The sequence below is a fragment of the Thermotoga sp. RQ7 genome, from assembly GCF_000832145.1.
Taxonomy (GTDB): Bacteria; Thermotogota; Thermotogae; order Thermotogales; family Thermotogaceae; genus Thermotoga; species Thermotoga neapolitana.
In genome coordinates this window covers 1422914-1443009 of sequence record NZ_CP007633.1, presented here as the reverse complement: position 1 = coordinate 1443009, position 20096 = coordinate 1422914, and the positions used below count along the sequence as shown (strand labels likewise).

Here is a 20096-nt window from a genome sequence, read left to right as displayed (position 1 = left end):
TTGGATCTGAAACAGTTCATCAGGGACATACCAGATTTTCCACAAAAAGGGATCATCTTCAGAGACATCACACCACTCCTCAAAGACAGCAGGGCTTTCAGAGAGGCCATCGACAGAATGTGTGATCTCGTCTCCGACAGGGATTTCGATCTGGTTGTTGCCCCCGAAGCGAGGGGATTCATCCTCGGAGCCGCCATGGCTTACAAACTGGGAAAGGGATTCGTTCCCGTGAGAAAACCCGGGAAGCTCCCCTACAGAACCGTGTACGAGGAGTACCAGCTGGAGTACGGAACCGAACAACTCCACATCCACGAAGATGCCATAGAAAGAGGACAGAAAGTCCTCATAGTGGACGATGTGCTGGCAACGGGTGGAACAGCAGAGGCACTGATAAGGCTGGTCAAAAAACTCGGTGGAGAAGTTTCTGCCCTTGCCTTTCTTGTGGAACTTTCCTACCTGAACCCGAGAAAGAGGCTCGAAGGTTACGACATCAAAACACTGATAGTTTACTGAGGGGTGAAAAAGATGGCTTTGAAATTTGATTTTTCAAATCTTTTTGAACCGAACATCTCCGGTGGACTGAGAGAGGAAGATCTGGAAAGCGCAAAGGAAAAGGTGATAGAGGCGATAAAGAATTTCACTGAGAACACACCGGATTTTGCCAGACTGGACAGAAATTGGATCGATTCGGTGAAGGAACTCGAGGAGTGGGTGGTGAACTTCGACACGGTGGTCGTTCTGGGAATTGGGGGATCCGGTCTTGGAAACCTTGCCCTTCATTATTCGTTGAGACCACTGAACTGGAACGAGATGTCGAGAGAGGAAAGAAACGGTTATGCGAGAGTCTTCGTGGTGGACAACGTAGATCCCGATCTCATGGCCTCCGTCCTTGATAGGATAGATCTGAAGACAACGCTATTCAACGTGATCTCAAAATCTGGATCCACGGCTGAGGTTATGGCGAATTACTCGATCGCAAGGGGAATCCTGGAAGCTAATGGTCTGGACCCGAAAGAACACATCCTCATCACAACAGATCCAGAGAAGGGCTTTTTGAGAAAAGTGGTGAAAGAAGAGGGCTTCAGAAGTCTTGAGGTCCCTCCCGGCGTTGGAGGAAGGTTCAGCGTGCTGACACCCGTCGGATTGTTCTCCGCCATGGCGGAGGGTATCGACATAGAAGAACTCCACGACGGTGCCCGGGATGCGTTCGAGAGATGCAAGAAGGAAGACCTGTTCGAAAATCCAGCGGCGATGATCGCCCTCACACACTATCTCTATCTGAAGAGAGGAAAGAGCATCTCCGTCATGATGGCCTACTCCAACAGGATGACCTACCTCGTGGACTGGTACAGACAGCTGTGGGCAGAAAGTCTGGGAAAGAGATACAACCTGAAAGGAGAGGAGGTCTTCACGGGTCAGACCCCGGTGAAGGCAATAGGAGCCACCGATCAGCACTCTCAGATACAGCTTTACAACGAGGGCCCAAACGACAAAGTGATAACGTTTTTGCGGTTGGAAAACTTCGATAGAGAGATCATAATACCGGACACCGGAAGAGAAGAGCTCAAATACCTTGCAAGAAAAAGACTCTCTGAACTTCTCCTTGCAGAACAGACAGGAACAGAGGAAGCCCTAAGGAAAAACGACAGACCGAACATGAAGGTGATCTTCGACAGACTCACCTCTTACAATGTGGGCCAGTTCTTCGCTTATTATGAAGCCGCAACTGCTTTCATGGGGTATCTCCTCGAGATCAACCCGTTTGATCAGCCGGGTGTGGAACTTGGAAAGAAGATCACGTTTGCCCTCATGGGAAGGGAAGGTTACGAATACGAAATAAAAGATCGCACCAAGAAGGTGGTCATAGAATGAGTGTTTTCGAAAATGTAATGCACGAGGGAGAGATGGTCTTTTTCATAGAGGGAGGCCCGCTTGGAGAAGAGGGAACCTACATCGTCGTTTCCGACGATCCCACCGTTGAAGAGAGGATATCGAAGATAATAGAGAATCTGAACACCTCGAGTGTCATATTCCTTGCGGTAGACGAGTACGAGAGATTCAAATCGGAACTGGAAAAGAAGGCAAAGAGAGTATGGTGATAGGTGTCACGGGGAAGATAGGGACGGGAAAGACAACCGTCTGTGAAGTGTTGAAGAGAGATTACGGAGCCCACATGGTGAACGTGGACAGGATCGGCCATGAGGTTCTGGAAGAGGTGAAAGAAAGGCTCGTCGAACTGTTCGGTGAATCGATTCTGGAAGATGGAAAGGTGAGCCGGAAAAAACTGGGTGAGATCGTCTTCGGCTCTGAAGAGAAACTGAAAAAACTCGAACAGCTCGTTCATCCCCTCATGAGAAAAAAGGTGGAGGATATCGTGAAAAAAAGGAGCGGCCTTGTCGTGATAGAGGCCGCTCTTTTGAGAAGAATGAAGCTGGACGCACTCTGTGATCATATCATCACCGTCGTCGCGGAAGAAAAGAAGATCATCGAAAGAAACGAATCTGCGAAAGAGAGATTGAAGTTTCAAAAAGATGTGATTCCTCAGGGAATCGTCATCCCGAACAACTCTTCGATCGCTGATCTTGAAAGAAAGGTCAAGGAAGTGATGGCTCTCATATGGGAGAGACACGAATCACAGGGGGAAAATACCGAGGAAGAAAGTTGAAAACAGGTGACTTCTTCAGGCCTACCATGTCCTCTGTGAGAAGTGCCCTCTTCAACATGGTGGACGTGGAGGGAAAGAGCTTTCTGGAGCTCTTCTGTGGTAGTTGTGTTGTGAGCTGTGAGGCGCTGAGCAGGGGAGCAGACAGGGTCGTGTGTGTCGACAAATCGAAGAGGGCCCTCAAGATATGCAAAGGAAACCTCGAAACGATAGGAGGATCTGCCAAACTGATCTGCAAAGATGTCGTGGATTATCTGAAGACAGCCACCGAAAAATTTGATATCATCTTTCTCGACCCTCCCTACGAAGATGTCGAGGTTATCGAAAAGACCCTCCATCTTCTTCCAAAGGTTATGAAGGAAGAAAGCTTGGCGATTCTTGAAAAGAGTAAAAGGATCGATGTGGATCTCTCCGGGTTTGAGATCGTCAAGAAAAAAGATTACGGCGAAACGGAACTCGTTTTTTTGAAGGTGAAAGAATGATCGTGAGTCCCTGGGAGTACTACAGCAGGATCGCAAAAGAGTACGATTCCATGTACGAAACACCAAAATGGAGGCTTTACCACAGGCTGATTCAATCCTTCCTGAGTGAACACTTGAAGGTGCCCTGCAGGGTGCTGGACCTTGGAGGGGGCACGGGAAGATGGAGTCTTTTTCTTCTGGAGAGAGGTTTTGATGTGACTCTGGTTGATCCCTCCGAGGAGATGTTGAAAATCGCAGAGAAGAAGGGTGTGAAAAAATTTCTAAAAGCCCGTGCGGAAGATCTTCCATTTTCTTCACATTCCTTCGACACCGTGCTGGCCATGGGGGATGTTCTGAGTTACGTCGAAAACAAAGTCAAAGCGTTTTCTGAAATAGCGAGGGTTCTGAAACCAGGCGGCCTTCTGATAGCAACAGTGGACAACTTCTACACCTTTCTTCAGCACATGATAGAAGAGAATACCTGGGAGAAGATTCCCCGCTTTCTGAAAACACAAACCATCGAAGTGGGAAACACGCTCTTTTCTTTCAACTCCTATGCGTTCAGGCCCGAAGATATAGAATCCATAGAGGGTTTTGACACGATCGAGGTGCGTGGAATAGGGGTCTTTGACTACTCCGAGGATCAGGTGAGAAAGAAAGAAGATCTCATCTTCGAGCTGGAGAAGGAATTTTCCAGAGACAGAGCCATTCTATGGAGGGCAGAGCACGTGTTCTTCGTGCTGAAAAAGAAAGAGGAGCCTTGCGGCTCCTCTGGTGGGTGCGGCAGGGATTGAACCTGCGACCTCTTCCTCGTCAAGGAAGCGCTCTCCCACTGAGCTACGCACCCATCACCGTTTAACTATGATACTACAACCTCGAATCCATGTCAAGGCAAAAATTCCCATCAGGGGTACTTGAAAAGTGCTAGAAGTTGTGCTAATATATTCTTCGGAGTTGCCGAGGTGGTGGAACTGGCAGACACGCATGGTTGAGGGCCATGTGGGCTTCGGCCCGTGCGGGTTCAAGTCCCGCCCTCGGCACCAGGAAGATCAGCCGGAGGACTGCTCCTCCGGTTTTTTTGTTAACCTGCCAATCCCGAGGATGATCCCCAAAATGATGAACAGGTAGTAGTTGAAGAACCTCCAGATGAGAAGGGACACAACCGCATCCGTTTTACTGATGAGGTTCGAGTAGACAACGTAGTAGACAACCTCCACAGCTCCGCTTGCACCGGGTGTGGGAACGAAATACACAACCAGGCTCAGGGCAAGCTGAACGGTGATTATCTGAAACAGCGACACCTCTACTGATGGGTTCACCGCCTTCATCGAAAGATACGTACTCGTATGAATCGCTATGATCATCGCTCCTGAAAGAATTATCGTGATGATGGTTTTTGCCTTTGAAGACCTCCAGAGCTCTTTCACGGTAGATATGTAACCCAGGATCCTCTCCCTTGCCAGGTTTTCCACCTCTTCCCTGCTTTTTTTGGTGAAGAACATCACGATCTTCATGACAGGACCAGACAGAAAAAACCTCTCAAGAAACCTCCTGCTGAAGGAAAGAAACATTATGAAGACGTAAAAAACAAAGGCAAGAACGATCCCGATGAAGAAGAGATCCCCTAAGATCCCAAGGGAGCGAAATGTGTCAAGGTAGAAAAGGAAAAAGAGAAAACCAGACACGATTGTAAAGGAAAACGAGGAGAAAAATCTCACCGCTATCACCGAGGCTGCTTTTTCAAAAGGAATTCCGGATCTCACAAGGTGGTATATCTGGAAGGGCTGTCCTCCGGCAGCAAACGGTGTTATGGCGCTGGCATAGAAGCCCCACAGCGAATTAGAAAGGCACGTTCTGAAAGGCATGTTTTCAAGAAGGATACGGGTTCTCAAGGCATCAATGGTGATCACCGCAAGAAAGTTCAGAGAAAGCAGAAAAATGAACCGTATATCCAGCTGTTTCAAATCCTTCCACACGTTTCCACTGCCCGCAAGAGATGCCACAAGAACGACCGCGCCCACTCCTATGATCAGCGGAAGAAAAACGCTTCGCTTCATACTCATCTCCTTTCCACTGGTGTCTGCTAAGAAAAAGATTAACACACGTGGTAATATTTTTTTGAGGAGGTGATCGCATGTTCAATCTCGAAGAGTACACAGAAAAGGCCCAGAAAGTAATGATGAGCATTCAGGATATAATGACAAGGTACAGACAGAACCAGCTTTCCAGCGAACACATACTGCTTGCGATCCTTGAAGAGGGAAACAACGTCGGTGTGGAACTTCTGAAGGAAATGAACGTGGACATAAACAAGTTGAAGGACGAGGTGGAAACGTTCATAGGAAAATACGGTGTCAGGGTTCCAGAGGGAACGTCCGTGTCCCAGATCTTCATAACACCGGACGCAAGACACGTGATAGAAAAGGCACGAGAGGAAGCAAGGAGAATGGGTGACTCGAAGATAGGAACCGAACACCTTCTTCTTGGAATGGTCCTTTCACCTGATTCCACCGCGTTCCGTATCCTTTCAAGGTACGGTGTGACGCCGGAGAGGGTGTACGAGGCAATAAGAAAGATAAGGGCAACCGGAAGAACGGACGAAGCAGAGAACATCGAGGCGCTGGCACGTTTCACCGTGGATCTCACTCAACTTGCCCGCGAGAAAAAGCTCATGCCCGTTGTGGATCGTGAAAAAGAAATCAGAAGGGTGATACAGATACTCTCGCGCCGCACCAAGAACAACCCCGTTCTGATAGGAGATCCGGGAGTTGGAAAAACGGCCGTCGTTGAGGGACTTGCCCAGAGGATCGTTGAAGGAAAGGTCCCCCTCTTTCTGAGAAACGTCAGGGTCCTAAAACTCGACATGGGAAGGCTGGTTGCAGGAACACGGTTCAGAGGAGACTTCGAAGAAAGACTGAAACGTCTTCTCGATGAGTTGAAAAGAAAGAAAGGAGAGGTCATCCTCTTCATAGACGAGGTGCACACGGTGGTGGGAGCGGGAGCCGCCGAAGGGGCTCTCGATGCGGCAAACATCATGAAACCCGAGCTCACAACAGGAGAGATCCAGATAATAGGTGCTACCACTGTTGAAGAGTACAGAAAATACATCGAAAAAGACAGGGCACTCGAAAGAAGGTTTCAGCCGGTTCTTGTGGAGGAACCCACCGTTGAACAAACGGTGGAGATTCTCAAGGGACTCAGAAAGGTCTTCGAAGACCACCACAAGGTGAAGATAACGGACGACGCCCTCGAAGCGGCCGCAAAACTCTCCGCCCGATACATAACCAACAGGTTCCTCCCGGACAAAGCGGTCGATCTGATCGATGAAGCGGCCTCTTACGTGAGGCTGGAGTCCTCGTACCCATCCGAAGAGATTCTGAAACTGGAAGAGAAAATGAGGGAACTCGAGGACAGAATAAACGACGCCGTGGTGAAGGGAGAGTACGAAGAAGCCGCAAAGTTGAAAGTAGAGCTTCAGAAATTGAAGGAAGAGTACGAAAAGGCACGAAAAAGCCAGGAAAAGGTAGAGCCCGTGGTTAACGAAGACATCGTGGCAAAAATCGTAGAACAGTGGACAGGAATTCCCGTGTCCCGCATCATGGAATCGGAAAAAGACAAACTGCTCAAACTGGAGGAACTGATCCACCAGCGCCTGGTGAACCAGGAAGAAGCGGTGAGAATGGTCGCACGTACCATCAGACGAGCCAGGGTGGGTATCAAAAACCCGAGAAGGCCGATCGGGGTCTTTCTCTTTCTGGGACCAACGGGTGTTGGGAAAACAGAACTTGCAAGGACCCTTGCCGATGTGCTTTTTGGAAGTGAGGATGCCATGATAAGACTCGACATGAGCGAGTACATGGAAAAACACTCCGTTGCAAGACTCATAGGGGCCCCTCCAGGATACGTGGGTTACGAGGAAGGAGGACAGCTCACAGAGGCTGTCAGAAGAAGGCCCTACAGCGTGATACTGCTCGACGAGATAGAAAAGGCCCATCCTGACGTCTTCAACATACTGCTTCAGGTTTTCGAAGACGGCCGCCTGACGGATGGAAAGGGTAACACGGTTGATTTCAGAAACACGATCATCATCATGACGAGCAACATTGGAAGTGAAAAGATCCTGGAATCTCAGGAAAACGTCCGGCTCGAAATAGAAAAGGAAATTAGAAACGTCTTCAAACCGGAATTTCTGAACAGAATAGATGCGATTGTCTACTTTAAACCTCTAACGATGGACGAGGTGAAGAAGATAGTTGAGATCATGGTGAAACAGCTTGAAGACATCTTGAAAGACAAAAGAATCACCCTAGAACTCACCGAAAGGGCAAAAGAATATCTGGCTGAGGCAGGGTACGTTCCTTCGCTCGGTGCAAGGCCACTCAGAAGGATCATCGAACTCGAACTGGAATCCATGATCGCCGATAAGATACTGGAGGGTGAAATTAAAGAAGGAGACCACATCGTTGTCGATGCAGACGAGTACGGTTTGAAGATTGAGAGGAGGTGAAGATCCATGGAGGAGAAGAAGGAAAAGCTCTCCATGAAGGATCTCATCCTCCTCTTCTTCAGCACCATAAGTGCAAGGTGCTGGGCAAGACTGGGTCTCACAGAGGACGAGTACGGAGACTTCTATCAAGACCTCGGTGAGGCCCGACTGGGTATAGACACGCTGGATGCGATCTTCAACAAGATCAAGGATCTGGTGGACGAGCAGACACGCCGTGAAATGGAAGGGGTGATCTCAACACTGAAACTCAACTACTTCCATCAGTACCAGAAGAACAAGAAGAAAGAGGAAAGTCAAATATGAACGTTGCGATTCTGCTCGCCGCTGGGAAAGGAGAGAGGCTCGGAGAAAAGGTCCCAAAACAGTTTCTTGAAGTAGAGGGAAGAATGCTGTTCGAATACCCTCTCAAAGCACTCTTAGACAGCAACGTCATCGATGCTGTTGTGATCGTGGTGTCAAGAGACTGGATGGATCGCGTGGTGGAGAAAGTAAAGCACGAAAAGATCCTCGGAATCGTAGAAGGAGGAAAAACTCGAAGTCAGAGTGTGAGAAACGCCCTCAAATTTCTTGAAAACATCAAACCATCGTACGTCCTCGTACACGACGCAGCACGTCCCTTTCTGAGAAAAAAGCACATCGAGGAGGTTTTAAAGAAGGCACAGGAAACAGGAGCCGCCACCCTCGCTCTGAAAAACTCGGACACGCTCATAAGACTCGACAATTCACGTATAGAGTACGTTCCAAGAGAGGGCATCTACAGGGTTCAGACACCCCAGGCCTTCTCATACGACCTTCTGAAGAGAGCCCACAGTGAGGAAAAAGAATGGGCTGACGACACCGAACCCGTTCACAGGCTCGGAGTGAAGATATCCGTTGTCGAGGGAGATCTTTTCTGTTTCAAGGTGACCTTCAAAAGTGATCTCGAACTTGCGAGGCTCATCGCAAAGGAATGGGAGAGGATAGCATGATCTACTACGGCACCATGTTCGATCACAGAGTGAGGTTTTCCATCGTGAGAATGAGGGAAGTGGTGGAGGAGGCAAGGAGCCGTCACAACCTCTCTTATCTTGCCACGGTCGTTCTGGGAAGAGCCCTCATCGGAGCAGCTCTGGTGACACCGTGGCTTGCAGAAAAAGAGCGGTGGACCCTCGATATAGAGGGGGACGGTCCCATAAGAAGGGTGGTTGCGCAGTCGACGAGTGAGTTCACCGTCAGAGGGTACGTTGCGAACCCCAATGTGGAGCTTCCCCTCAAAGAAAACAAAAAGTTCGACGTATCGGGAGCGGTCGGAAAGGGAATCCTCAGGGTGATAAGAGACCTCGGGTTGAAAACGCCCTTTGTTTCCCAGGTTCCACTCGTGAGCGGAGAGATCGCAGAGGATCTTGCCTACTACTTCACCGTTTCTGAACAGATTCCGTCTGCCTTTTCCATCGGTGTTCTCATGGATTCAGAGGGTGTAAAGATAGCGGGAGGATTTGCCGTTCAGATCCTGGACAGGTCCCTTGAGAAGGAAAAGGTGGAGATGTTGGAAACCAACATAAAGAACCTTCCTTACGTGACAGAGCTCTTTCGGGAGACAGAGCCGCTGGATGTTCTTGAGAAGATCTTCGGAGAGAAGGTAGGGTTCGTCGAAACAGCGGAGATAAAATACAGATGCGATTGCAGCCGGGAAAAAGCAAAATCTGCCCTCCTTGTGCTGGACGAAAAAGAACTGGAAGACATGAGAAGGGAAGGAAAGGGAGAAGTGGTCTGCAAGTGGTGCAGTACGAAGTACATCTTTTCTGAAGAGGAATTAAGAGAACTCCTCAAGCTCAAGAAAAACGGCGCGAGTTCCTGAAAGATTTGAGATTTTCAGGAACCTTTCTGTGAGTTCAAGTACAACCTTCTCACCTTCCATCCGGGCGAGGGCACTCCTCAGCTTTTTAGAGGGGAAAACCACGAGAAAGTCCCTGCCCGGCTCTACGAACAACTCCGCTGTATAGCTCAGGTTCTTTTTCTTCACAACCACCCTCATGACGTTGCCTCTTCTCGAGAGGGTGGCATAAGATCCTCTGGAGATCACAGCCGCTTTTCTCACGAGTTTAGCGAGGACTTCCTTTTTCGACTCCAGTCTTTCAACGACTTTTTCTGAAAGGACGCGTTTGAGGGCCTCTCTTTCCTCCACGCTCACCCTGTCTCCGCAGACTTCCATCACAAGATACGGGTATTTCACCACCAGCTTTCCCGACTTTTCGTAGAAATCCAGGGTCTGAACGTTCAGTCTCTGAAGGGCTTTGAAAACGTGTCTCACCGTCACATAAGGTATTTTCAGGGAAAAGGAGGTTGTGGGAACAGCAGAGATCTGAGAGAGAGTCACTATCTCCGAAGATGGGCCGAACATGAGCACATCTTTTTCCTCGAAAAGGAGAACCAGAAACTCCCCCTCATCCAGATTCGAACTCGCAAAATTGATGGAACTTTCGAACTCACGTTTTGAAAGAGTGCAGAGAAACTCCTCTTTTCCGTCTTCGGGAGGGACCCCCCCCACTCTACACCTGACATCCAGCACTTCGTTTCCGGCCTTCAAAACGAGATGATCCTGCGAAATTGTGACGTGCACCTCTTTAACTTTCACATCGCTCAAAAAGAATTTGAGAAGATCCAGAGAGACCCTTCTGCTACCCTCAAAACGTGGAATCTTTCCCAGAAACACCTCCACGCTCGCACAGTTGTCACTCGCCCTGAGCCAGAGCCCATCCCTGAAGAAGAAATCGACGAATCTTGCGCTCGGCTCTACGGTCCCAACGAGTTTGTCGAGCAGGAAAAGCCACTCTTTCAGTTCACGGGAATCAACAAGAAGTTCCACGAAGTTTCACCCCAGAAACTCTTCCAGACGGTTCAGGACTTCATCCAGTCTTTCCGGGTGCCTTCCTCCCGCCTGTGCAAAGTTCTTTCTACCTCCTCCGCTTCCACCGAGTTCTTTTGCGATGTTTCTGGCTATCGAAGAGGCATCGTACTTTTCTATAAGATCGTTTGAAACCTTCACCACAAGCGACACTTTGTCCTCAAATCGGCTGAACAGCACCACCACACCGCTTTTTTCCCTGTTCAGCACGTTGTCGGCTATTCCTCCAAGATGTTTCGACTCCACTCCTTCAAAAACACCGTAGAACAGTTTCGTTCCATCGTTCAGCTTCTTCTCGGAGATTCTCTCTTCGGAAACCCTTCCCTGAGAAAGCCTTCTTTCCAGTTCCCTGACTTTTTCTCTGAGGCTTTCCACTCTGTTTATTATTTCGTTTTCTCCGGCACCGAGGAGTTCCTTCAGCCGCGTCATCACATCTTCGTACCTTCTTATCAGCTCCAGTGTATAAAAACCCGTGACCGCTTCCACTCTTCTCACACCGGAAGAAACGGACTCTTCCGACACTATCTTGAAGAGACCTATCTGTCCTGTGTTCTTCACGTGGGTTCCTCCACAGAGTTCCTTACTCACACCAGGAACCTCCACCACCCTGACCACGTCACCGTATTTTTCCGTAAAGAGCGCTATGACACCGGATCTGATGGCTTCTTCGTAACTTGTGTATCTCACCTCAACGGGAATTGCCTGCATGATCCATTCGTTCACCATGTCTTCTACCTTCTTTATTTCCTCCGCAGAGAGTGCCCTGTAGTGGGTGAAATCAAACCTCAACCGCTCAGGGGCAACAAGGGACCCTGCCTGCCTCACGTGCTCTCCGAGCACCTTTCTCAGGGCAGCATGAAGAAGATGCGTTGCCGTATGGTTTCTCATGGTATCCTTTCTTCTTTTTCTGTCCACCTTCAAGAAAACTTTCTGTCCTCTTCGAAGAATACCCTTCAGTACCCTGACTCTGTGAACGATCACTCCCTCCAGTGCTTCAAAGACGTACTCCACTCTTCCTTCTCCACTCTCCCATTCCACTGTGCCCACATCCGAAACCTGCCCACCCTTTTCTGCGTAGAAGGGTGTTCTGGAAAAGACCACTTCGACTGTGTCTTTCTCTTTTGCCTCTTCCAGCGGTCTGTTTTCCTTTGCTATGAGAACCGTTTCTGCTTCGTCTTCGAGGCGTTCGTACCCGGTGAACTCCGTTTTGAACCCTTCTGGCAGGCTTTCCAGGTATTCGTATCTTTTTGCAAATTCTACCTTTCCCATGGCTTCCCTGGATTTTCTTTGCTGCTCTTTCATGTATCTATCGAAGTCCTTCACGTCGATCTCCACACCTTTTTCCTTTGCGATCTCCAGGGTGAGTTCAAGAGGAAGTCCGTATGTATCGTAGAGCCTGAATGCATCCTGTGAATCTATTTTTCCTTTCTTTTCCACCAGCTCATCGAAGATCCTCATGCCCTGCTCCAGCGTCTTCAGGAACCTGTTTTCTTCAGAAGAAAGCACCTCTTTCACCATATCCTTTCCACGCACGATCTCAGGATAGACTTTTCCCATCTTTTCCACGACGGCGTCAACTACTTTGTAGAGGAACGGTTCGTTCATACCAAGGAGTATTCCGTGTCTCATCGCCCGTCTTATGATCCTTCGAAGAACATAGCCCCTTCCTTCGTTGGAGGGAAAAACTCCCTCGCTGATGAGGAAGGTGATGGCTCTGATGTGATCTGCTATGATCCTGATGGAGATGTCTTTTTCTTCATCTGTCTTGTAGGAAACACCCGTCAGTTCCTCTATCGCCTTTATTATCGGCTGGAACAGATCCGTGTCGAAGTTGCTGTAGACTCCCTGCATCATCGCACAGAACCTTTCAAGTCCGGCACCGGTGTCTATGTTCTTCCTGGGAAGTGGATGGAGCTTTCCTTCTTCGTCTTGATAGTACTCCGTGAAGACGAGGTTCCATATTTCCACGAAGCGCCCTTCGGAGTTTGCGGGTGTACACTCTTCCCCCTCCGGGCACCCTTTTGAGTACCCGGTGTCGTAGAAGATCTCGGTGTCCGGCCCACACGGGCCTGTCGGACCCGCCGGTCCCCAGAAGTTGTCCTCCTTTCCAAGTCGCAGGATCTTCTTCTCGGGAAGGCCGATCTTTTCGTTCCATATCCTGAAAGCCTCTTCATCTTCTTCGTAAACGGAAACCCAGAGTTTTTCTTCGGGCACACCGAGGACCTGCGTGAGGAACTCCCAGGCCCACTCTATGGCTTCCTCTTTGAAGTAGTCCCCGAAAGAGAAATTTCCCAGCATTTCAAAGAAGGTGTGGTGCCTGGGTGTCTTTCCCACGTTTTCTATATCAACCGTCCTGAGACACTTCTGACAGGTTGCAATCCTGGTGTAGACGGGTTCCACCTTTCCCCAAAAGATGGGCTTGAAGGGAACCATCCCAGCTACCGTGAAGAGAAGCTGGGGATCGTCCGGTATGAGAGAGGCACTCGGAAGTATCTTGTGACCCTTCTTTTCGAAGAACCTCAAAAAGGCTTCCCTTATCTCTTCGGAAGTCATGTACCTCATCTCACCACTCCTTCGAATATTTTGAATACGATGTAACTGACGGGCGTAACAAAGAGGAGACCATCTATCCTGTCGAGCATCCCACCATGACCCGGCAGGGTTTTTCCCGAATCCTTAACCCTGTAGTGTCTCTTTAGGGCAGATTCGAAGATGTCTCCAAAGGTGTCCATGACTGCCACAACACTGGCAAAAGGAAGAAAGGTCCTGTAGTCTATCACGTTCACAGAAAGGATGTTGCTGACGATCAACCGGTAAAGAAACGTGTAGATCAAAACACCAAGGAAACCACCGATCACACCTTCTAGGCTCTTTCGTGGACTGTAGTGTGGGGAAATTCTTGTTTTTCCGAATTTCAAACCCGTGAAGTAAGCGAAAGAATCGAACACCCAGGTGGATGTGAGAACAAGAAGGGCGTTGGCAGCACCGAACTCACTGTATATCGGCAAGAAGAAACTCAAAAAGAAGGAGACGTACACAAGTGCGATGGAAAAAACCGAAACCGTTCTGAACACCTGGGATGGGTCTTTGTCGGTTGCCAGAGAAAACACCACTCCGATTATGAACACCAGAGAAAGAGGCTGAACCGGTTCCTTGAAGGCCACTCCGTACAGAACAGGATAGACCGCAAGGAGTATCACGTAGAAAAACCTTGCATCGCGCTCTTTCAGCTCCAGGGTGATCAATTCATAACCTGCAAGAATCACGATGGCAGAAACGAGTCCCACAAGACTTTCATAACTCACAAAACACAGAACAACAAACGGTGCCACAACGCTTGCCGTTATCACTCTGGTTTTCAGATCATCCATCACCCAGACCCCCAAACCGTCTTTCCCTTCTGGAGTAACTCTCGATCGCCCTCAGAAAATCCCTCTTTGTGAAATCCGGCCAGAGTTTTCTAGTGAAGTAGAGTTCAGAGTAAGCGGACTGCCAGATCAGAAAGTTACTGAGGCGAAGCTCACCCGACGTTCTTATTATCAAATCTGGATCGGGAACATCCGGCAGATAGAGATAATTTTTGAACGTCTCTTCGTTGAGAACTATTTTCTTTTCTTTCTCTACATCCCTCAAAATCTTTTCAATTGCGTCCAGGATTTCCCGTCTGCCTCCGTAGTTGAACGCTATCACGAGTGTCATACGATCAAAAGAAGCCGTCTTTTCTTCCACTTCGTTCCACTTTCTCAAAACACTTTCTGGAAGCCCTTCCTTTCTTCCAAGAATCCTCACCCTCACTTTTTCTCTTCTGAGAAGATCCATTTCACGATCTATCATCTGAACGAACAGATCCATCAGAAACTCCACTTCTTCTTTAGGGCGTTTCCAGTTCTCCGTGGAGAAGGAATACGCTGTAAGATACTTTATTCCAAGCTCAAGTGACCACTTCACTGTGTTATGAAGCACATGGGCACCCCGTTCGTGCCCTTTTATTCTGGGAAGCCCTCTCTTTTTTGCCCATCTACCGTTTCCATCCATTATGATCGCAACGTGCTGGGGAATTCTCAAAATTCCATGATCTCCTTTTTCTTGATCTCAAACACCTCGTCCAGTTTCTCTATGAACTCGTCCGTCAGCTTTTGCACTTCATTTTCGAGTCTTCTCGCATCGTCTTCTGGAATGTTTCCTTCTTTCTGATCCTCTTTGATCTTCTTCATTATTTCCCTTCTTATGTTTCTGATGGCAATCTTTCCTTCTTCGACTATCTCCTTTGCTTTTTTGACCCACTTTTCTCTCTGTTCCGTGGTTGGCGTGGGGAATACGAGCCTGATCACATTTCCATCGTTCACAGGGTTGAGACCCAGGTCTGAGGCGTTTATGGCTTTTTCTATCAGAGACAGAACACTCCTGTCCCAGGGTTTTATGACCAGGGTTCTTTCTTCCGAAACGGATATCGTGGCCAGCTGGTTGACGGGTGTGGGAACACCGTAGTAGTCAACCTTGATCTCTTCCAGAATAGCAGGTGAGGGCTTCCCTGTTCTCATCTTCTTCAACTCGTCTTCGATCTTTTCAAGTGTCTTTTTCATCTTTTCCTTTGCCTCTTTTATGAGCGGATTCACCATGCTTTTCCCCTCCTTTTCCGGTGAATATTCTGTTTACCTCCCTGTGGATCGTTGTATAATATTCCCAACATCTTCCAAAATTATAGCAAATTCGGAAACACACCTTCGGGAGCTTTTGATAAATATGCTTCACTGATTTGTAAAAATACCGGTGGTATAATTAGTTAAAAAAATAACAAGCACCACCATCCTGGAAAGGGGGAGTTCCATGGGAAAGTTTCTCAAAAAGCACTACATAATGGCACCCGGTCCAACACCAGTCCCAAACGATATTTTAACAGAAGGTGCGAAGGAAACAATACACCACAGAACACCACAGTTCGTCTCCATAATGGAAGAGACTCTTGAGGATGCCAAGTATCTCTTTCAGACGAAGAACAACGTCTACGCTTTCGCCTCGACGGGAACAGGAGCCATGGAGGCTGCCGTTGCAAACCTCGTGAGTCCTGGGGACAAAGTGATCGTTGTCGTCGCTGGAAAGTTCGGAGAAAGATGGAAGGAACTCTGCCAGTCTTACGGTGCGAACATCGTTGAAATTTCACTTGAATGGGGAGAAGCCGTCACTCCTGAACAAATAGAGGATACCCTCAACAGGAATCCCGATGCGAAAGTTGTGTTCACCACCTACAGTGAAACATCCACGGGAACGGTCATAGACCTTGAGGGAATAGCGAGAGTAACAAGAGAAAAGAATGTGGTTCTTGTAACGGACGCTGTCAGCGCCCTCGGTGCTGAACCACTGAAGATGGATGAATGGGGCGTGGACGTGGTCGTCACGGGTTCACAGAAAGGTCTGATGCTTCCTCCCGGTCTTGCCCTCATTTCCCTCAACGATAAGGCATGGGAACTCGTGGAAAAATCAAAATCTCCAAGATACTACTTCGATCTGAGAGCCTATAGAAAGTCTTACCCGGACAACCCGTACACTCCAGCGGTCAACATGATATACATGCTGAGGAAGTCCCTCAAAATGATCAAAGAAGAAGGAATTGAAAACGTCTGGGAAAGACATAGAGTGCTCGGTGAGGCAACAAGATCAGCCGTGAAAGCGCTTGGCCTTGAACTTCTCTCCAAAAGACCTGGAAACGTGGTGACGGCCGTTAAGGTACCCGCCGGTATCGATGGAAAACAGATCCCCAAGATCATGAGGGACAAGTACGGTGTAACCATCGCCGGGGGCCAGGCAAAGCTCAAGGGGAAAATCTTCAGGATAGCCCATCTGGGATACATGTCGCCGTTCGATACCATCACAGCGATCGCTGCTCTTGAGTTCACCTTGAAGGAACTTGGATACGACCTCGAACTCGGTGCGGGTGTGAAGGCTGCTGAGACGATCTTTGCGAAAGAATTCATCGGGGAGTGATGTGAATGGCAAAGTACAGGGTACATGTGAACGATCCACTCGATGAAGAGGCTACAAAACTCTTAATGGAAAAAGAAGAACTGACGGTCACATCAAGGCACCTAGAAAAAGAAGAACTTCTGAAAACAATCTCCGAAGTGGATGTTCTTGTTGTGAGAAGCGCCACGAAGGTCACATCGGACATCATAGAAGCTGGAAAAAACCTGAAGATCATCGCAAGGGCTGGAATCGGTCTCGATAACATAGACGTTCAGAAGGCAAAAGAGAAGGGAATAAAAATTCTCAACACGCCGGGGGCAAGTGCACCATCCGTCGCGGAACTTGCCATTGGCCTCATGCTCGCCTGTGCCCGCCACATAGCGAAAGCCACCATATCCTTGAAGGAAGGCAAGTGGGAAAAGAAAATCCTGAAAGGAAAAGAACTCCTCGGAAAGACACTCGGACTCATTGGATTTGGAAACATCGGTCAGGAAGTTGCCAGAAGAGCCCTGGGATTTGGTATGAGAGTCATAGCGTATGACCCTGCTAGACCAAAAACAGATCTTCCTGTTGAATACGTGGATCTGGACACACTTTTGAAAGAGAGCGACTTCATCTCTTTACACGTTCCTCTCATCGAATCGACAAAGCACATGATAAACAAAGATACCATTTCCAAGATGAAGGATGGAGTGATAATAGTCAACACCTCACGAGGAGGAACGATCGACGAGGAAGCACTCTATGAAGCACTTGTGAGCGGAAAGGTGTACGCGGCAGGTCTTGATGTCTTCGAGGTGGAACCACCCAGCGACGAACTTAGAAGGAAACTGCTCAGCCTGGACAACGTTGTGGCAACTCCACACATAGGAGCCTCCACAGCGGAAGCCCAGAAAAGAGTCGGAAAAGAACTTGTGGAGAAGATTTTCAGAGAGCTTGGGATCTGAGGCCGGGAGCTGTCTCCCGGCTTTTTTTTCTTTTGAAGATCACCTTCATACTCAAAGACGTTATCTCGTAGAGAAAGAGCACAACACAGAAAATCAGGATGAAAAAATCCCTGATCCTTTCCATATTACTCCCTCCGTCTCTATAGATCGATCTTTTCCGTGTCAGGTTCAACTTGACAGACCCAGAAATATATTTTACAATCAAATCCAGGTTTCAAAGATATATCTATCGATATATTTGTAGATACTTTCTGTTCACCTTGGAGGTGAAAAGATGGAAGACGTGATCGTGGTAGAAAATCTCGTCAAAAAGTTCGGAGACTTCGAAGCAGTGAAAGGAATCTCTTTTTCCGTCAAAAAAGGAGAGATCTTTGCGTTTCTTGGGCCAAACGGCGCAGGAAAAACCACCACCATACACATACTCACCACCCTTCTGAAGCCAACGGACGGAAAGGCATGGGTTGCTGGCCACGACGTTTTGAAAGAACCCAGGGAGGTCCGCAAAAAGATAGGCATCGTCTTTCAGGATCAATCAATCGACAGAGAACTCACCGCCTACGAAAACATGTACATCCACGGAAGAATATACGGATACGGTGGTGAAAAACTGAAAAAGAGGATCCTTGAACTTCTTGAATTTGTAGAACTGCTGGAGTTCAAAGACAAACCTGTGAAGACCTTCAGTGGAGGAATGACAAGAAGACTAGAGATCGCAAGATCTCTCATTCATGAGCCTGAAATACTCTTTCTTGACGAGCCCACCATCGGTCTTGACCCGCACACAAGGGCCCACATATGGGAGTACATATCGAAGATGAAGAAAGAGCACAACATGACGATATTCCTCACCACACACTACATGGACGAGGCCGAGCAACTCGCAGACAGGGTGGCGATAATAGACCACGGAAAGATCATTGCCCTTGGAAGTCCCGATGAATTGAAACAGATGGTTGGAAAAGAGATCATCTACGTGAAGTTTTCTGACCCTGTGGACTGCCTCGATGGTGAATTCATAAAAGCATGTAAGAAACTCTCCGACGGAAGGCTGGAATTGAACGTTGAAAACTCAAGCAGAGCCATCCCGAAGATATTTGAACTTGCCCAGCAAAAAGGACTGAAGATAGAAGAGATCACCTACCACAAACCCACCCTGAACGATGTCTTTTTGCATTTGACGGGAAGAGAACTCAGAGAGGAAGGGCCGGAAAACTTCTTCAAAGCCGTCGCAAGGATGAGAATGAGGAGGTGAAATCGTGGCTGCCTTCGTGACCATGGTGTACAGACAGCTGATCAGGTTTGTGAGGTCTCGATCCCGTGTGATAGGTATGATCATAAACCCTCTGATATGGCTCGTCTTCTTCGGGCTTGGCTGGAGCAAGGTTTTTGACAATCCCTGGGCAAGGATGATGTTCGGAGGAGTGGATTATCTCACGTACCTTGCACCCGGTATATTTGCCATGACCATATTCAACATGAGCTTCATCAGTGGTGTGAGTCTGATATGGGACAAACAGTTTGGTTTTTTCAAGGAAGTTCTGGTGGCACCCTCTTCGAGGAGACTCAGCGTAATGGGAAGAATCATCGGTGATGGCCTTGTCACGGTACTTCAGGGGTTTATAATTCTGTTTTTCACGTACTTTCTGGCGGAGAACCTGAAGATCTCCGGTCTGATACCGGCTCTCATCGTCGGTTTCCTCATGTCCGTTACGATCGCCAGCTTTGGCATAGCACTCGCCCTGAAAATGGAAAGCACAGAGGGTTTTCAGATGATAATGATGACACTGATGATGCCTCTGATATTCCTGAGCGGAGCCATGTATCCGATAGACTCCATGCCGAACTGGATGAAAGCGATCGCCTACATCAACCCACTGACCTATGCGGTCGATGCCTCAAGAGGTTACCTGGTTGGATCACACGTGATGAAGTTTTCCTTTGGAATGGACTGGGGCATTTTGAGCATACTGATGGTCGTGGGACTTCTTCTTGCAACAGAGAGTTTCGAAAGGGCAAGGATAAGTTGAAAACGATCTTTCAGAATAAACAGAGGCGGGAATTTCCCCGCCTTTTTTGTTTTTGGGTGGTTTTCATACTTCGTTTCCATACCTCAAAGGAAGTATTGAAACGAATACGACGACCTCCTGATACTCTGGTATATTCAGTTTCCATACCTCAAAGGAAGTATTGAAACTGTGTGCTCCTTCTATCGTTGCCTGTGCGATGTAGGGTTTCCATACCTCAAAGGAAGTATTGAAACCAAGAACCTCAAGAAGATTGTGGTGAATGCAATTATTGGTTTCCATACCTCAAAGGAAGTATTGAAACACTGAATAATTCTTTCGTCTCCATCAAAATCCTTTAGTTTCCATACCTCAAAGGAAGTATTGAAACTGGTGAAGGTTGAGTTTGTGAAGGAGATCAGAAATGGGTTTCCATACCTCAAAGGAAGTATTGAAACGTTTTCAGTCCGGATGGTCGACGTCTTTGGCGGTCAGTTTCCATACCTCAAAGGAAGTATTGAAACTAAATTTGCATATGCGTCTTAACAATTCTAGCATCGAGATGTTTCCATACCTCAAAGGAAGTATTGAAACATTTTGATCTTGAAATACTGAAATTTCTGAATGTCTCGTTTCCATACCTCAAAGGAAGTATTGAAACTTGACAAAGA

At 48.1% G+C, this 20096-nt stretch carries 21 protein-coding genes, 2 tRNA genes and 1 CRISPR repeat array (1 of these 24 cut by a window edge); of the genes, 15 read left to right on the top strand and 8 right to left on the bottom strand.

Annotated features, from left to right (window positions below):
* Genes TRQ7_RS07410 through TRQ7_RS09540 form a run of 6 tightly spaced genes read left to right on the top strand, consistent with a single transcriptional unit; the run spans position 1 to position 3917 of the window.
* Positions 1 to 513 carry an adenine phosphoribosyltransferase gene (locus TRQ7_RS07410; protein WP_015919698.1) on the top strand — a complete coding sequence of 171 codons (513 nt, stop codon included), beginning with the start codon at positions 1 to 3 and terminating at the stop codon, positions 511 to 513.
* 12 nt (positions 514 to 525) lie between these two features.
* Positions 526 to 1872, top strand: coding sequence for a glucose-6-phosphate isomerase (locus tag TRQ7_RS07405; RefSeq protein WP_041844345.1), 1347 nt, complete (start codon positions 526 to 528; stop codon positions 1870 to 1872).
* Positions 1869 to 2099 carry a hypothetical protein gene (locus TRQ7_RS07400; RefSeq protein ID WP_041844344.1) on the top strand — a complete coding sequence of 77 codons (231 nt, stop codon included), beginning with the start codon at positions 1869 to 1871 and terminating at the stop codon, positions 2097 to 2099. Before TRQ7_RS07405 ends, TRQ7_RS07400 begins: the two co-directional genes overlap by 4 nt.
* Entirely contained in the window at positions 2093 to 2665 is a 573-nt protein-coding gene (coaE, locus tag TRQ7_RS07395; RefSeq protein WP_041844343.1) for a dephospho-CoA kinase, read from the top strand. The genes TRQ7_RS07400 and coaE overlap by 7 nt, the downstream gene beginning before the upstream one ends.
* Positions 2662 to 3144 (top strand): RsmD family RNA methyltransferase, encoded by a 483-nt coding sequence (locus TRQ7_RS07390; RefSeq protein WP_236681693.1) that lies wholly within the window; start codon positions 2662 to 2664, stop codon positions 3142 to 3144. Before coaE ends, TRQ7_RS07390 begins: the two co-directional genes overlap by 4 nt.
* Positions 3141 to 3917 (top strand): class I SAM-dependent methyltransferase, encoded by a 777-nt coding sequence (locus TRQ7_RS09540; protein ID WP_015919693.1) that lies wholly within the window; start codon positions 3141 to 3143, stop codon positions 3915 to 3917. The genes TRQ7_RS07390 and TRQ7_RS09540 overlap by 4 nt, the downstream gene beginning before the upstream one ends.
* On the opposite strand, the gene TRQ7_RS07380 is transcribed toward TRQ7_RS09540, so the two are convergent.
* Positions 3896 to 3970 (bottom strand) — tRNA-Val (locus tag TRQ7_RS07380). The two genes, TRQ7_RS09540 and TRQ7_RS07380, sit on opposite strands and share 22 nt — an antisense overlap.
* A gap of 109 nt (positions 3971 to 4079) precedes the next feature.
* On the opposite strand from TRQ7_RS07380, the gene TRQ7_RS07375 reads away from it, so the two are divergent.
* Positions 4080 to 4166, top strand: a tRNA-Leu gene (locus TRQ7_RS07375).
* A gap of 6 nt (positions 4167 to 4172) precedes the next feature.
* Here TRQ7_RS07375 and TRQ7_RS07370 read toward each other — a convergent pair.
* The gene (locus tag TRQ7_RS07370) at positions 4173 to 5180 is read right to left on the bottom strand and encodes a lysylphosphatidylglycerol synthase transmembrane domain-containing protein (protein WP_041844342.1); all 1008 of its coding nucleotides are present in this window, start codon (positions 5178 to 5180) and stop codon (positions 4173 to 4175) included.
* 77 nt (positions 5181 to 5257) lie between these two features.
* On the opposite strand from TRQ7_RS07370, the gene TRQ7_RS07365 reads away from it, so the two are divergent.
* From TRQ7_RS07365 to hslO, 4 genes are read left to right on the top strand one after another with little or no spacing between them, the layout of a single operon-like run.
* Complete coding sequence (locus TRQ7_RS07365) at positions 5258 to 7630, top strand: ATP-dependent Clp protease ATP-binding subunit (RefSeq protein ID WP_041844341.1); 2373 nt, start codon at positions 5258 to 5260, stop codon at positions 7628 to 7630.
* A gap of 6 nt (positions 7631 to 7636) precedes the next feature.
* Positions 7637 to 7933: a DUF1844 domain-containing protein gene (locus TRQ7_RS07360; RefSeq protein WP_015919690.1), complete on the top strand. Its 297-nt coding sequence runs from the start codon at positions 7637 to 7639 to the stop codon at positions 7931 to 7933.
* A complete protein-coding gene (ispD, locus tag TRQ7_RS07355; protein WP_041844340.1) occupies positions 7930 to 8598 on the top strand; it encodes a 2-C-methyl-D-erythritol 4-phosphate cytidylyltransferase in 669 nt (222 codons plus the stop codon). Before TRQ7_RS07360 ends, ispD begins: the two co-directional genes overlap by 4 nt.
* Positions 8595 to 9467 (top strand): Hsp33 family molecular chaperone HslO, encoded by an 873-nt coding sequence (hslO, locus tag TRQ7_RS07350; protein ID WP_041844339.1) that lies wholly within the window; start codon positions 8595 to 8597, stop codon positions 9465 to 9467. The genes ispD and hslO overlap by 4 nt, the downstream gene beginning before the upstream one ends.
* Here the strand turns inward: hslO and TRQ7_RS07345 are convergent.
* The 5 genes from TRQ7_RS07345 to frr are packed head-to-tail and all read right to left on the bottom strand — an operon-like array spanning position 9423 to position 15133.
* A complete protein-coding gene (locus TRQ7_RS07345) occupies positions 9423 to 10475 on the bottom strand; it encodes a hypothetical protein (protein WP_041844338.1) in 1053 nt (350 codons plus the stop codon). The genes hslO and TRQ7_RS07345 overlap by 45 nt on opposite strands.
* Before the next feature lie 6 nt (positions 10476 to 10481).
* Positions 10482 to 13076, bottom strand: coding sequence for an alanine--tRNA ligase (gene alaS / locus TRQ7_RS07340; protein WP_041844337.1), 2595 nt, complete (start codon positions 13074 to 13076; stop codon positions 10482 to 10484).
* Entirely contained in the window at positions 13073 to 13885 is an 813-nt protein-coding gene (cdsA, locus tag TRQ7_RS07335; RefSeq protein ID WP_038067659.1) for a phosphatidate cytidylyltransferase, read from the bottom strand. Before cdsA ends, alaS begins: the two co-directional genes overlap by 4 nt.
* On the bottom strand, positions 13878 to 14579 hold the full coding sequence (locus TRQ7_RS07330; RefSeq protein ID WP_041844336.1) for an isoprenyl transferase: 702 nt from the start codon (positions 14577 to 14579) through the stop codon (positions 13878 to 13880). Before TRQ7_RS07330 ends, cdsA begins: the two co-directional genes overlap by 8 nt.
* A complete protein-coding gene (frr, locus tag TRQ7_RS07325) occupies positions 14576 to 15133 on the bottom strand; it encodes a ribosome recycling factor (RefSeq protein WP_015919683.1) in 558 nt (185 codons plus the stop codon). Before frr ends, TRQ7_RS07330 begins: the two co-directional genes overlap by 4 nt.
* Before the next feature lie 208 nt (positions 15134 to 15341).
* Here frr and TRQ7_RS07320 point away from each other — a divergent pair, with 208 nt between their 5' ends.
* Both TRQ7_RS07320 and TRQ7_RS07315 read left to right on the top strand, forming a co-directional pair.
* Entirely contained in the window at positions 15342 to 16496 is a 1155-nt protein-coding gene (locus TRQ7_RS07320) for a serine-pyruvate aminotransferase (protein ID WP_041844335.1), read from the top strand.
* 5 nt (positions 16497 to 16501) lie between these two features.
* On the top strand, positions 16502 to 17422 hold the full coding sequence (locus TRQ7_RS07315) for a hydroxypyruvate reductase (RefSeq protein WP_015919681.1): 921 nt from the start codon (positions 16502 to 16504) through the stop codon (positions 17420 to 17422).
* Here the strand turns inward: TRQ7_RS07315 and TRQ7_RS09725 are convergent.
* Positions 17403 to 17546: a hypothetical protein gene (locus tag TRQ7_RS09725; RefSeq protein ID WP_162828739.1), complete on the bottom strand. Its 144-nt coding sequence runs from the start codon at positions 17544 to 17546 to the stop codon at positions 17403 to 17405. The two genes, TRQ7_RS07315 and TRQ7_RS09725, sit on opposite strands and share 20 nt — an antisense overlap.
* 150 nt (positions 17547 to 17696) lie before the next feature.
* Between TRQ7_RS09725 and TRQ7_RS07310 the strand changes: the two genes are divergently transcribed.
* On the top strand, positions 17697 to 18674 hold the full coding sequence (locus tag TRQ7_RS07310) for an ATP-binding cassette domain-containing protein (RefSeq protein ID WP_041844334.1): 978 nt from the start codon (positions 17697 to 17699) through the stop codon (positions 18672 to 18674).
* Between the two features lie 4 nt (positions 18675 to 18678).
* The gene (locus TRQ7_RS07305; protein ID WP_015919678.1) at positions 18679 to 19449 is read left to right on the top strand and encodes an ABC transporter permease; all 771 of its coding nucleotides are present in this window, start codon (positions 18679 to 18681) and stop codon (positions 19447 to 19449) included.
* 72 nt (positions 19450 to 19521) lie between these two features.
* Positions 19522 to 20096: a CRISPR direct-repeat array (repeat unit 30 nt; unit sequence GTTTCCATACCTCAAAGGAAGTATTGAAAC) (it continues 123 nt past the right edge of the window).